This window comes from Paenibacillus kribbensis (assembly GCF_002240415.1).
GTDB lineage: Bacteria > Bacillota > Bacilli > Paenibacillales > Paenibacillaceae > Paenibacillus > Paenibacillus kribbensis.
Map to the genome: position 1 here is coordinate 3,476,247 of NZ_CP020028.1, position 13,015 is coordinate 3,489,261.

Consider the following 13,015-nt stretch of genomic DNA (forward strand, 5'->3'; position numbering starts at 1 on the left):
TCCTACTTCCCTTCACCTGATGTTTAAAATTGAATTTGTGCAATTACTAACTAAAGACTTTGCCTAAGGACTTTGCAAAAACAACTACTAAATAAGCTTGTATTTTGTGCCCGCCAGCTGGGCGATCCTTTTTTTTATGATTAACGATAACAGAACTGCGTGTAAAAGTCCAAAATCCCATGCAGTGGCTTCAAGCAGTTCATCCAAAGTCAGGGTCCCCTGCTCCAGTAACAGCACAATACGATTCTCCTCGGAAGTTTCACTTTCTGGCGCTTTCAAGACCTCCCTTACATCGCGACCCTGCTCTCTATTGTATGAAGAAACATCCCTTGTACGCAAATCAGTTGCATACTCTTCAATAATATCCGAAGCTTCAGTGACCGTTTTGGCTCCTTGCTTAATCAGACTGAGCGTACCTCTACTCTTAGGTGACGTAATCGGTCCGGGAACAGCAAACACATCTCGATTTGCCTCCATTGCAGCATCAGCTGTAATGAGAGAGCCACTTCTTGCATCTGCTTCGACGACAAGCGTTCCCTTCGTCAAGCCGGCAATAATCCGGTTACGCTGCGGAAACATTCCTGGATGAGATCTCGTGCCTGGTGGATACTCCGATACGATCAAGCCTCTGCTTGCCATCTCTGCAAATAAAGACGCATTTTGAGGCGGATAAATTTGATCAATCGCGGTTCCGAGCACACCAATTGTGTTTCCTCCCTGGCGCAGCGCTGCTTCATGGCAAATACTGTCGATTCCTCTTGCCAATCCACTAACCACCGTAATCCCAGCACGACATAATCCCTCTGTTAGTATCTCCGCTGCTCTGCGTCCATACGCAGTGGGAACGCGAGTTCCTACCATGGCTACAGCGCATGTATGCAAAAGTGATTTATCCCCTTTTGTATAGATTACCCAAGGAGGATCAACTGTTTCCTTCATTAATAGGGGATAATCCTCGTCTACATAAGTTATCGTTCCAATATCACCGGATTGAGCTCGCTGATATCGTTCATGAACCCATTCTTCGTTGTAACACTGTGCCGCTAGGCGAGCCTGAGCAGAACTTAATCCAATCTCCATCCATTTCTGCTCACTAAAATGCAGCAGCTCGTGCAGTCGATAATCACTCGACCAAATACGCTGAATGGTCTTTCTTCCGATTCCCTCTAATTCATGTAAACCTAACAAAAGCCATCTTTCTTCCAAACTGCGGTTCCCCCATTCACGGGAAGAGTAAACCCTCCCTTATTTTGTGGCACATTGCACTATTTTGCAAGCGTTTCCCTGACAAACCTGTCTCAACGCAAAAAAAGCAACCTTTTCATCCCCTGTTACAGAAGATAAAAAGGTTGCTTACCTTTCTTTCATTATACACTAAAAGGCAGCAAATTTCGATTTAATTTACAGCCTGTATATTAATGTAGAAACACGACTTAATGTGTCGTACACAAATTCAGAATACCGCGTTCCTCCAGCACACTCACCAGCGTCGAGCCCATTTCGGAAGGAGTCGGTGCTACCTTGATCCCGCAGGCTTCAAGCGTAGCAATTTTCTCCTTGGCTGTCCCTTTTCCACCGGAAATAATGGCGCCTGCGTGCCCCATTCGTTTGCCTGCAGGTGCAGTCACACCGCCGATAAAACCAACCACCGGCTTGGTCATATGATCCCGAATCCACTCGGCAGCTTCCTCCTCGGCTGTACCACCGATTTCCCCGATCATAATAACAGCGTGAGTTTTGGGGTCCTCATTGAAGCGCCGCAAAATATCAATGAATTCCGAGCCTTTAACAGGATCACCGCCAATACCGACCGCAGAAGATTGTCCTATGCCCCGGGTTGTCAGCTGATGCACTGCCTCATAGGTCAACGTACCACTACGTGACACAACACCTACATGACCTGGCAAATGAATGTAACCAGGCATGATGCCGATTTTACACTCACCCGGCGTAATAACACCCGGACAGTTCGGACCGATCAGAACCGTCTTTTTACCTTCCATAAAACGTTTGACCTTGATCATATCCAGCACCGGAATACCCTCGGTAATACAAATTACGAGGTCTAACTCCGCATCCACAGCTTCCAAAATGGAATCCGCTGCAAAAGCCGGCGGCACGTAAATCACGCTTGCTGTTGCACCCGTAGCTTCTTTTGCTTCACTCACCGTGTTAAACACCGGCAGCTTAACCTGTTGTCCGTTCTCCAGCGTAATTTCCACCTCTGTGCCGCCTTTGCCCGGAGAGGTGCCTCCTACCATTTGTGTGCCGTAATCAAGCGCACCCTTGGCGTGAAACAACGCCGTTTTTCCCGTAATCCCCTGTGTAATCACCTTTGTATGCTTATCGACCAAAATACTCACGATCTTCACATCCCCTATCGTTTATTCGGCATATCGGAATGCAAACAGGCTATTGAACAAGTTCAACGATTTTTTGGGCGCCATCCGCCATGGAATCGGCAGCCACGATATTTAACCCGGATTCCGCTAAAATCTGCTTGCCCAACTCGACATTCGTCCCTTCGAGACGGACAACAAGCGGACGAGTCAGCCCCAACTGCTTGGCAGCCTCCACAACGCCGTTCGCAATGATGTCACACTGCATAATCCCGCCGAAAATGTTCACGAAAATACCTTTTACCTTCGGATCGGCCAAAATGATTTTAAACGCTTCGGTCACCTTTTCCGTCGTCGCACCGCCCCCTACGTCCAGGAAGTTGGCCGGATCGCCACCGTAATATTTGATAATATCCATGGTTGCCATCGCCAAGCCTGCACCATTGACCATACAGCCAATATTTCCGTCGAGGGCAATATAGCTTAGATCGTATTTGGATGCCTCAATTTCCTTCTCGTCCTCTTCATCCAAATCGCGCAATTCCAAAATATCTTTGTGGCGGAACAACGCATTAGAATCAAAATTCAGTTTGGCATCCAGTGCCAGTACATTTCCATCACCTGTAACGACTAGGGGATTAATTTCTGCAATCGAACAGTCCTTGTCCACAAAAGCCTCGTACAACGCCAGCATAAATTTGACCGCTTTGTTTACCTGCTCATTAGGAATGTTAATGTCATAAGCCAGCTTGCGAGCCTGATACACCTGAAGCCCAATCGCTGGATCAACGACCGCTTTAAAAATCTTCTCTGGAGTAGCCGCAGCTACCTCTTCGATTTCCGTACCGCCTTCTTCCGAGGCCATGATCACGATACGTCCGGTTGCACGATCTACAACAACGCCGACGTAATATTCTTTACGAATGTCGCAGCCTTCCTCTATCAAAAGGCGTTTGACTTCTTTACCTTCAGGTCCGGTCTGATGCGTCACCAGCACCTTTCCCAAAATTTCAGAGGCATAAGTTCGCACCTCTTCCAAGCCTTTGGCTACCTTCACGCCACCCGCTTTACCGCGTCCACCAGCATGAATTTGTGCTTTTACCACCGTAACAGCGCTTCCAAGCGATTCTGCCGCAGCAACGGCTTCCTCCACCGTATAGGCAACCTTACCGTTCGGTACAGCCACTCCGTACTGCTTTAATACTTCTTTACCCTGATATTCATGGATATTCATTCTGGAATCCTCCTATCAACATGACTGCAACAAGGGCGGTTCACAAGGAAATCTATACTAAACCTACATCATTGTAACATGTTTTTAAAACGCTTTCCTTATAATTTAACCTCATGAATTACAGTATTTTGATATCATTATCATTCCCAAAATCGAATGTTTGGATATTAATGGGTATTTACTTTTGATACATTTTTATACAATGGTACGCAAAAAAGCACCTCTCAGAATGGAGTTACAACCCACCACGAGAGGCACTTTATGTCATCAGGCATTCTTTTTTCAGCCAAGAACGACTTGGGCAATCAGATTGTAGCGTAACTGAAAGTGCCTATTATGATTTTTCAATCTTCACATTCGCTTGATGGACACGGTCCAGCAGATCATTGAACTGCAGCAGAAGCGAACCAAATTGATCTTGGGTCATACTCGTTTTTTCCTGAATACATCCTGGTACAGATAGAGCTTTTTCTCGTAATGCACTTCCCTCTGTCGTCAGAGAAATCAGCACTTTGCGCTCATCCTGAGTCGAACGCTTGCGATCAATCAATCCGGCATTTTGCAATCTCTTTAATAGCGGAGTCAGTGTACCGGAATCCAGGTACAACGCTTCACCCAATTCCTTCACCGTACATTCTTCACGCTCCCAGAGCACGATTAGCACCAGGTACTGTGAATACGTCACACCAAGCTTATCAAGATAAGGCTGGTACAGCTTCGTAATCTCTCTCGAACACGCATATATGGCAAAACATAACTGGTTATCAAGTTTTAATGCTGCACCTTCGTTATGACTATGGTCCATGTTGTCAGATCACCTACTTTCGTCACTATTTTAGCACATTATATAGCAAAATACATGCTAATTGCACAAAATACTTTACAAACAATAATTATTTTGTTAAATTAAATTGTATAAAATATAAATTGAGCGAGAGGCAGTGATTGAATTATGATGACCATTCAACAAAAAATGTATGAAACATCAGTAAAAACGGTTGGTGGACGTAACGGTTATATCGAGTCTTCCTCCCCTGAGCTTCGTTTAAATATTGATATGCCAAAAGAAATGGGTGGCGCAGGCGGTGCAGGAACGAATCCCGAGCAATTGTTCGCTGCAGGATATTCCGCCTGCTTTGACAGTGCTTTAAATATGGTTGCCCGTATGCAACGCGTTAAGCACGAAGGTACTGAAGTAACAGCCACAGTCCAATTAGGTAAAGTGGAAGACGGCGGCTTCGGAATTGGAGTAAATCTGGACGTACTGGTAAAAGGTGTAGATCATGAGACAGCAGTAAAACTGGTGGAAGGTGCACATGAGCAATGTCCATACTCCCGCGCTACCCGCGGAAATATTGAAGTGAAGCTGAACGTCCTGTAAAACTACTATACCTTCCAACAAGTAACATGGTAGATGATGCATAATCGTATATACGAAAGTGATATACTCATAGTATAATCACATTGTCATAATCTTTTTTTCTTCTCCAGAACTTTGCGTCTGGAGCTTTTTTTTGCCCTTATTTCATATCAGCCCTCGAGAAGATTGGCGCTAGTCCTGTCCATATTGCGATATTGAATAGCTTCAGCAACATGCGAAGCCTTGATTTTTTCTGACTCATTTAAGTCCGCAATCGTGCGAGACAGCTTTAGAATTCGATCATATGCGCGCATGCTTAAACCAAGTGCATCCATCGTCTGATTGAGCAGCTTAGCCGCGTTTTGTTCCAATACCGCATATTTACGCAGCATCTGCCCGGACAATTCACTATTCCATGAAAAGGGAAGCTTGCCGTATCTATGGATTTGTATCGCTTGTGCAGCCAGCACCTGCCTTCGCATTTCAGCCGACGACAGGGATTCTTTTTCCTCTCGCCAATCCTTCGGCTGCGATACTTCAAGTTGGAGATCAATCCGATCCAGCAGCGGACCGGAAATACGCGAACGGTAGCGGGTTACAGCCGCAGGTGAACAGGTACAGCGCTGATGTTCCATATCGCTGCCGAAAAAGCCACAGTGACATGGATTTAAGGAGGCAGCAAGCAAAAAGTGCGCCGGATATTTAAAAACAGCACGCGAACGGCTGATTGTAACATTGCGGTCCTCCAGCGGCTGACGCAGCACCTCAAGCACATGGCGGCTAAACTCAGGCAGCTCATCCAGAAATAAAATTCCCCGGTGGGCAAGGCTGATTTCTCCCGGCTTGGGTATACCTCCCCCTCCCACCAACCCAGCAGCAGAAATCGTATGATGAGGAGAACGAAATGGTCGAATGTTCATCAGATGGGGAGATGACTCCTTCCACTTCCCGGCGGCACTGTATATTTTAGTCACTTCTAGTGCCTCCTTTTCAGTCAAGGGCGGCAGGATGGAAGGCAGCCTGCGGATAAGCATCGTTTTTCCGGCACCTGGTGGTCCCATAAGAAGGATATTATGCATTCCAGCCGCAGCGATAACCAACGCACGTTTGGCGTGCAGCTGACCAAGCACATCGCTATAATCCTCCATGCTGCTGATGATCTCTTTTTCCTCACGCAGCGGTACATGCTCTGCCTGAGTTAAATGGTCATAGGAATGGATTATGACCTGTTGTCTAGCTGTATGCTTTTCTTGACTAGGCTTTGCAGTGTGATTCATAGCTGTATTGGAGACAGAATCTATCATCTGATTTGCGACTTCGTTCATGGACTGATCGTAAGCTGGAAGAGGTACAGGATTAGAACTTAGATCGGTCGGTTGCTCTCCACCAGTGTATTGTGCATGATCTTTAACCGGAATGAGATCTGTCAGATGACGAATAGCGTAAATACGTATATCTGTGATCAGACGGGCCTCCCTCGCATTTTCCTCAGGAAGCAGCACCGAATGAAACCCTTCTCGCTTTGCCAGATCCACCATGGATAGCACTCCGTTCACAGGTCGAATGCTGCCATCCAGCGCCAGCTCGCCAATAAACAGTGTCCGTTCCCCATCTGGTAGAACAACCTGTCCACTGGTTGTCAGCAGCCCTAAAGCGATAGCAAGGTCAAAAGATGAGCCTTCTTTCCGCAAATCAGCAGGGGCTAAATTTATCGTTACACGCTGGGACGGATATTTGAAGCCACAATTCTTGATTGCTGCCCGTACGCGCTCCACGGCTTCCCGAATCGCCGAATCGGGCAATCCGATAATGGCAGTCTGAGGCAGGCCATTGGACAAATCCGTCTCCACCTCAATCAGGACACCATCTATTCCATACAGACAAGCTCCGTGTAATTTTCCATACATAACAAAAAAGCACCTCTCCTCATACTGAAATGTCTCCCAAAAGGAATCATTGCATATATGAAAAAAGGTGCTTCCAAATTTTCATAAGCCTTAATTAAGATTATCTGACCACAGATTATTTGTCAAACAGGGTCAGCTTATCAGCTGCCGATGTACGTGGCCTTGGTTCAGGAATGACCTCAGGATAGCCTGCATATATCATCCCAATTACCTTTTCACCCGGTTGAATTCCCAGGGGTTCACGGAATTTAGGCGAGTACAAAAATGGTTTTGTCACCCAAAACGTTCCGATTCCCTTACTCCATGCAGCAAGCATAAAGTTTTGCACAAGAGCGCTGACTGCTGCAAAATCTTCATCCCAAACCGCTTGACGCGGATCTTCTTCCAGTACAACTAAAAGCTGAATGGGGTTGTGCAAAATACCGCTCTCAAACTTGTTATCCTTGCCCACATCGGCTGCGATGGCTTCTGCAAGCTTTTTCCGTCCTTCACCAGCAAACAACAAAAAACGCCACGGTTCACGCATTTTATGATTAGGGGCCCATACAGCAACGTCCAACAGTTCTTTGATGGTGTCTACCGGAATGGAATCAGCTTTGAATTTTTTAATGGTGCGACGTTCCTGAATTACATCTATGACATGTTCACTAAAGGTTTGCTTTGTCACGTATATCCTCCTTCATAGGTACAACTTCCAAATGTCCATTATATGATGAAAATGATAACCATTATCAATAAAATATACCTTTAGCTTTCCTTCCTGTCAACCTGTACATATAGAAATTCAGTTCGCTTGCTTCCCTTCAAAAAGGTTCTCGCTCTTTTTAAATCCCATTTTAAAACGCATTGATGAAATGGTCCGTAACAACAGCCGCTTCGTCGGTTAATCGTACAGCAAGCATATCAAAACGAATTGGAGCATCTCCAATCCCGTTCATATGCAAATATACGGAGGCTGTTTGGCGAACCTGGGTTATTTTACGCGCGGTGACCGATTCTGCTGGCGTTCCATACTTGGAGCTGCTTCGACTACGTACTTCAATAAACACAAGTGTGTCCTCCTGCTTGGCAATCAAATCCAGTTCACCACTGCGGCAACGCCAATTACGCGCTATGATTTGATAACCCAGCTCCTCCAAAAATAAAGCCGCTGCCTGTTCACCCATCGTCCCTTTAGCTTTCCGTCGATCCTTGCCTCCGGTCCTCATTTCATTTCCCATCACCTGTCATCCATCGGAGCAAGCCTGTCCATTTGATATATATAGGTAAGCACCTCTGCTACCAAATGATAGAGCTCTGCCGGAATTTGCTCGTCCAAATCCAGCTTGGACAATACCTCAACCAGCGCGGCATCCTCCTGTACAGGAACACCATGCTCTTTGGCTTTTTCTAAAATGCTTTCCGCAACGCGGCCGCTCCCCTTGGCAACGACAATCGGGGCTTCGTTCTCACCGGGCGTATATTTGAGGGCGACTGCCTTCTTCCTGGAAGGAGAGGGAGCTTCCAACGGCTCTTTCATATTTTAAGATCGACTCCTTTATACGGCTGAGGTACATAGCTTTGTACCTCAGAAGAAACGGTGCTGTCCGGTTCAGTCCTAATCGGCATAGACTCGGTACGAAGCGATAGAAGCTGGTATCCTAATGACTCCAAAGCCGTATTTAGGGATTCACGTCCGCTGGTTAACAGCGAAGCGACCCACTCCTGATCATTATGGAGCTTGAGACTCACAATTCGGTCCACGACTTGTACGTCCACCAACGTCGGTCCAAGCCCCTTCATGTCCAGATCAAACCAAAGACGACAATTGGATGAATCCAGCTCCCCTCGTTTGCCACGACGAGACTGAATCTGAATGGTAGCTGTTTCACGACCGTCCGGTCCGACAAACGGAATAAACATGTGTACTTGTGCAAAAGGGGCCGTGCGATCGGTATTTAGCAGCAGCTGCTGACCCGTCAGGTGCTGTACGACCTGCTGGGCCGCCTCTTTCAAAGCGGGTGGCAGGTCATCGCTGCTCATCAGCTGGAGCAGCGCCCCTTTTACGGTGTCTGCATCTGCCGACACCGTGCCGCCTGCCGCAGCTGCTAACCCCGGCAGCGGCTGCGGCGCTCCCTCCGGCGGCTTCGAAGCTGCCGCCGCCCCTTGCGCGGGTTGTGCAGCCGCGCGGTGTACCTGCTGCTCGTGCTCTGCACCGAGCAGCTTTAGCACGCGGCCCACCCACGCGGCCTCCGTGGGGGTGAGCTGCGTGCTGGACGCTACAGACGCCGCGGGCTGCGAAGCAGCGGTGTCTGTAGCCCGCGGAGCGCTCGCGGCCAGCTGCGACGCTTCCGCCGCGGGCTGCTCCGGCGCAGCCGTGCCCAGCGCAGGAGGCACGGCTGCGCGCAGCTCTTGCAGCAGCGTGCGCAGCCGCTGGAGCGGTGCCTCTGCCGCAGCGGCGTTGCCCGCCGCGGATTGCGGCACAGGGCCGCCAGCCGGCTGTGCAGCTGCGCGTTCAGCTGTAGCAGCGGTTGCCGCTGGCTTCACGTCGGTAGCCTCTGTCGTTGCCGCTGCTGAAGCGCCACCAGCATCCTTAAGCTGCGTGGCTGTCGTGACACCCGGCTGTTCCGCTTTGGCACGGGAGCCGCTTAATGCGTCAGCGCCCGATTCAGGCGCATTTGCGCCAGCGTCCGAAGCAACTGTCGCTCCACGCCCCTTAGCTGCCTCCGCTTCTTCTGGAGCAGTCCCTAGCGCCCGAGCTACAGCCCCGGTCGGAGCATCCGGTTCAGTAGCCACAGCATCCGCTTCATTCCCCGCAGCAGCAGCAAGGTTGGCTGCTTGAGTCCCTTTCAGCAATTCCTTGCCTCCTGCTGCTTGTCCGGCTTCTGCCTGCTTAGCAGCAGCAGAGGCATCCTTGGACAATACAGGGGCCTGGGCTTCCGGTGCATCTGCTATCCCTGTGCTGGAAGCACCTGCTGAACTAGCTGATGCTTGGTCAGCTCCCTTTACCGCTGTTGCTTCCCTCACTGGCTGGTCTGTAGATGTTGCTCCTTGTCCTAGCTGCTTTAATACCGTTTCAAGCTCCTGCTCCAGCGATGACAGCAAATTATTTAAAGGAGGACCAAACATCGCTTGCCGCAAGCCGTTAATGCTTTCAGCCGTCAATGGAAGTCCCCGCTGAAAAGCAACCGCCGCCGCCTGTACAAACGTTCCTAATTCTACATTGCCAGGTTGCTTTGCCAAGGCATTTTGCAAAGAAGAGGCATTTTCCGATGTCAATGGCACACCATTTTTTTGCATGGCCTGGATAAGCGCTCTGTTCTGAACTGTATCCGGCAGTCCCACCGATTCCAATACATCTGCGAGAGCTACGGTTTGCTGTGGTGCATTAGCTGCATCGTTCAAAGGTTTAAGCACCGTCATTCCACTGGGCGAAGCCGGTTGTACCTGAAATGTTGTAGTCTGTCCAGGCTGAAGAGGGGTTTCCAGCTTTGCCCTGACTTGAGAGCCTTGTATTTGCAGCACAGCCTCACCACCGTCCTCAGACACCTTTAATACGACGCCCCTTACGACTTGACCTGGCTGCATATCGAGCTTTTTGACCTCTCCCGCCTTCACATCACCAAGTAATCCACGAAATACAGATCCGATGTTCATATCGCCCCTCCTCTCCTTCATCCCTCTATCAAAAGGGTCTATTTTATTGGGTATACATTATATCGGCATAGTCCCGTTTCGTAATAAGGCTTTACAGATCAAACAGCGTCGGCTGCTCTGTCAGCAAATTGCCCAAAAAACTGCGTCTATGCATCTCCGTAGGTCCTAGCGCCAAAATTTGTTCCCTATGCAGCTTAGTAGCATAGCCTTTATGTATACCGATTCCGTATTCAGGATACTTTGCATCCCATTCGCCTCTGCACAGCCGATCACGGGTAACCTTCGCGATAATAGAAGCCGCCGCAATAGATTGGCTGTTCGCATCTCCCTTAATGATGGACAGCTGAGGAATGGGGACATCCACCTTCTCAGCATCCACAAGCAAATAATCAGGAGATACAGACAGAGCCTCAATAGCCTGCTTCATAGCCAAACGAGCTGCCTGTTTAATATTGATCTCATCAATCGTCCGCGCATTTACATAGCCTACTCCTACAGCAATGGCCTTCTCCATAATCAACTCGTAGTATGCTTCTCTCTTCTTGTCCGTCAGTTTTTTGGAATCATCCACGCCCTCCAGCAGCTCACCTACTGGTAAAATAACGGCTGCAGCCACGACATCCCCGAACAAACAGCCTCGGCCTACCTCGTCAATACCAGCGATTCGCTCGCAGGATTGCTCCCAGCACTTTTTTTCATAATGCAGCATGTCCTTCACCACTACCTCTTTGTCTTCCATCCTCAATACCTGCCCATCCATATGTAGTTTACATGCCGTAGCTCTGTATGATGTAATTCAGCTTACCACAGACCCGCACCGTCCAAAACCCTTTTCTACCTACCTTTACATACCAAAACACATAACAAAGAACCTTCCTCCTCTCCGGAGAGATGGGGAAGGTTCTTCCTTGCCGCAATTTGCTATGTTCTGTCTTGGGCACACCGACCACAATCAGTAAGGGGCTTCCAAACTAAAACGTCCCAGCTTCCCTGCACGCAGCTCGCGCAAAATAATTTTTGACGCCTTTTCGAGATCTACACGTCCGCCACTAACAATACAGCCACGTTTACGTCCGATAGCCTCCATAACGCTGACAACATCATCGGGATTTTCTGTATCCTCAGGACGTTCGGTAAGCTCAAAACGCTCTGCCATGGCATCCCAATAATATTGGACAAAATATTTTGTTGCGAAAAAGGCGATATCCTCTACATTCAGAATTTCTTCCTTGATCGCTCCTGTAACTGCCAGACGATAGCCAACGTTCTGATCCTCAAATTTAGGCCACAAAATGCCCGGTGTATCCAGCAACTCAATTTCTCCGGTCTTGATCCACTGCTGTGCCTTCGTTACCCCCGGACGGTCACCTGTAGCTGCAATATTACGTCCTGCCATTCGGTTGATCAGTGTCGATTTGCCGACATTCGGAATACCGACAATCAAAGCACGTATAGGACGCGGATTCATTCCTTTGGAAATCTGCCGATCTATTTTTTCCTTAAGCAACAGCTTGGCCTGAACCGGAATTTCCTTCATCCCTGTCCCTGTCGTAGCATCCACCTGAAAGGCTACATGGCCCTGCTCCTTAAAATAGGCAATCCACTGCTGCGATACTACCGGGTCCGCCAAATCTGCCTTATTCAAAATAATCATTCGCGGCTTTCCTTGCAGAATATCATCAATCATTGGATTTCGGCTCGAAAGCGGCAATCGAGCATCAATCAGCTCAATTACCAAATCAATCAGCTTTAATTTTGCTTCAATTTGGCGGCGCGCTCTGGTCATATGACCAGGAAACCATTGAATCGTCACCGTCATCACCTCATTGATCGCAATTCCTGCCCTTGCCTTTTAGGCTCCGCCAGAGAATTACGGCAGCTATGCTGCATATTAGTTGTTTTAGTGGTTAATCCACTTCATATCCTTCGCTGGCCAGAAAATAACGTCAGCCCGGCCCACGACTTCCTTCAAATCAACATATCCAATCATCCGGCTGTCTGTGCTATTGGAACGGTTATCGCCCATAACAAAAATATGCCCTGCCGGAACTTTTCCATCCTTAAACTTCTCATTTGGAAAATTGGTAAATTTGTTGTAAAGCTCGCCATTTTGATGCGCTTCTGCCAAAGGAGCCTTGAGATAAGGTTCCTGAATCGGCTTGCCATTCACTGTAATCGTGTCACCATCTACCTTGACCGTATCACCCGCAACGGCAATGACGCGCTTGATGAAGTCTCTTCCTTCCTCCGGAACATGGAACACAATCACTTCACCCGGTTTAGGGTCACGAAAATCATATAAAATCTCATTTACAATGACACGTTCTCCCGTATGAAAGTTAGGCTGCATCGACGGTCCATCCACAATAAACGGCTTAAAGAGAAGCCAACGGATTAAAAAGACAAGCACTAACGCAATAATGATGGCCTTTAGCCACTCAAAAATTTCATTTTTTGGTTTACGCTTGGGCGTACCATCCTGATCGGTTGGCTGCTGCACAGCTCCTTGTCCTACTTCTTGCTCCATAGCTCACTGTCC

13 protein-coding genes are annotated in these 13,015 nt (G+C 48.3%); 1 reads left to right on the top strand and 12 read right to left on the bottom strand.

Translation table 11 applies throughout. The features are described 5' to 3' along the window. Positions 1-87: 87 nt before the first annotated feature. The 4 genes from dprA to B4V02_RS15395 all read right to left on the bottom strand — a co-directional run bounded on the left by dprA (position 88) and on the right by B4V02_RS15395 (position 4,378). Entirely contained in the window at positions 88-1,206 is a 1,119-nt protein-coding gene (dprA, locus tag B4V02_RS15380; protein ID WP_094155462.1) for a DNA-processing protein DprA, read from the bottom strand. Positions 1,207-1,433: 227 nt separating this feature from the next. Next, positions 1,434-2,363, bottom strand: a complete 930-nt coding sequence (gene sucD / locus B4V02_RS15385) for a succinate--CoA ligase subunit alpha (RefSeq protein ID WP_007430012.1) — start codon at positions 2,361-2,363, stop codon at positions 1,434-1,436. A gap of 49 nt (positions 2,364-2,412) precedes the next feature. Further along, entirely contained in the window at positions 2,413-3,573 is a 1,161-nt protein-coding gene (gene sucC, locus B4V02_RS15390) for an ADP-forming succinate--CoA ligase subunit beta (RefSeq protein ID WP_007430011.1), read from the bottom strand. Between the two features lie 334 nt (positions 3,574-3,907). Continuing rightward, positions 3,908-4,378: a MarR family winged helix-turn-helix transcriptional regulator gene (locus B4V02_RS15395; protein WP_007430010.1), complete on the bottom strand. Its 471-nt coding sequence runs from the start codon at positions 4,376-4,378 to the stop codon at positions 3,908-3,910. Positions 4,379-4,525: 147 nt separating this feature from the next. Here B4V02_RS15395 and B4V02_RS15400 point away from each other — a divergent pair, with 147 nt between their 5' ends. Further along, positions 4,526-4,954 carry an organic hydroperoxide resistance protein gene (locus B4V02_RS15400; RefSeq protein WP_007430009.1) on the top strand — a complete coding sequence of 143 codons (429 nt, stop codon included), beginning with the start codon at positions 4,526-4,528 and terminating at the stop codon, positions 4,952-4,954. A gap of 149 nt (positions 4,955-5,103) precedes the next feature. On the opposite strand, the gene B4V02_RS15405 is transcribed toward B4V02_RS15400, so the two are convergent. The 8 genes from B4V02_RS15405 to lepB form a co-directional block, all read right to left on the bottom strand. Then, complete coding sequence (locus B4V02_RS15405; protein WP_094155463.1) at positions 5,104-6,840, bottom strand: YifB family Mg chelatase-like AAA ATPase; 1,737 nt, start codon at positions 6,838-6,840, stop codon at positions 5,104-5,106. Between the two features lie 115 nt (positions 6,841-6,955). Then, positions 6,956-7,507, bottom strand: a complete 552-nt coding sequence (locus tag B4V02_RS15410; protein WP_007430007.1) for a nitroreductase family protein — start codon at positions 7,505-7,507, stop codon at positions 6,956-6,958. Positions 7,508-7,676: 169 nt separating this feature from the next. After that, on the bottom strand, positions 7,677-8,060 hold the full coding sequence (locus B4V02_RS15415; protein WP_007430006.1) for a YraN family protein: 384 nt from the start codon (positions 8,058-8,060) through the stop codon (positions 7,677-7,679). Further along, entirely contained in the window at positions 8,060-8,359 is a 300-nt protein-coding gene (locus B4V02_RS15420; protein WP_007430005.1) for an EscU/YscU/HrcU family type III secretion system export apparatus switch protein, read from the bottom strand. Before B4V02_RS15420 ends, B4V02_RS15415 begins: the two co-directional genes overlap by 1 nt. Then, positions 8,356-10,476 carry a DNA ligase gene (locus B4V02_RS15425; RefSeq protein ID WP_094155464.1) on the bottom strand — a complete coding sequence of 707 codons (2,121 nt, stop codon included), beginning with the start codon at positions 10,474-10,476 and terminating at the stop codon, positions 8,356-8,358. Before B4V02_RS15425 ends, B4V02_RS15420 begins: the two co-directional genes overlap by 4 nt. Positions 10,477-10,567: 91 nt before the next feature. Beyond that, positions 10,568-11,215 (bottom strand): ribonuclease HII, encoded by a 648-nt coding sequence (locus tag B4V02_RS15430; RefSeq protein WP_094155465.1) that lies wholly within the window; start codon positions 11,213-11,215, stop codon positions 10,568-10,570. A 213-nt stretch (positions 11,216-11,428) separates the two neighbouring features. Then, entirely contained in the window at positions 11,429-12,289 is an 861-nt protein-coding gene (gene ylqF / locus B4V02_RS15435) for a ribosome biogenesis GTPase YlqF (RefSeq protein ID WP_043890903.1), read from the bottom strand. An 87-nt stretch (positions 12,290-12,376) separates the two neighbouring features. Then, on the bottom strand, positions 12,377-13,003 hold the full coding sequence (lepB, locus tag B4V02_RS15440) for a signal peptidase I (protein ID WP_094155466.1): 627 nt from the start codon (positions 13,001-13,003) through the stop codon (positions 12,377-12,379). Positions 13,004-13,015: the final 12 nt, after the last annotated feature.

Bases quoted from the DNA above. Each gene is read 5' to 3' on its own strand.
- B4V02_RS15415 (WP_007430006.1), bottom strand. From the start codon at position 8,060: ATGGGAAATGAAATGAGGACCGGAGGCAAGGATCGACGGAAAGCTAAA.
- B4V02_RS15420 (WP_007430005.1), bottom strand. From the start codon at position 8,359: ATGAAAGAGCCGTTGGAAGCTCCCTCTCCTTCCAGGAAGAAGGCAGTC.
- B4V02_RS15405 (WP_094155463.1), bottom strand. From the start codon at position 6,840: ATGTATGGAAAATTACACGGAGCTTGTCTGTATGGAATAGATGGTGTC.
- B4V02_RS15400 (WP_007430009.1), top strand. From the start codon at position 4,526: ATGATGACCATTCAACAAAAAATGTATGAAACATCAGTAAAAACGGTT.
- lepB (WP_094155466.1), bottom strand. From the start codon at position 13,003: ATGGAGCAAGAAGTAGGACAAGGAGCTGTGCAGCAGCCAACCGATCAG.
- B4V02_RS15425 (WP_094155464.1), bottom strand. From the start codon at position 10,476: ATGAACATCGGATCTGTATTTCGTGGATTACTTGGTGATGTGAAGGCG.
- B4V02_RS15430 (WP_094155465.1), bottom strand. From the start codon at position 11,215: ATGGAAGACAAAGAGGTAGTGGTGAAGGACATGCTGCATTATGAAAAA.
- sucC (WP_007430011.1), bottom strand. From the start codon at position 3,573: ATGAATATCCATGAATATCAGGGTAAAGAAGTATTAAAGCAGTACGGA.
- B4V02_RS15395 (WP_007430010.1), bottom strand. From the start codon at position 4,378: ATGGACCATAGTCATAACGAAGGTGCAGCATTAAAACTTGATAACCAG.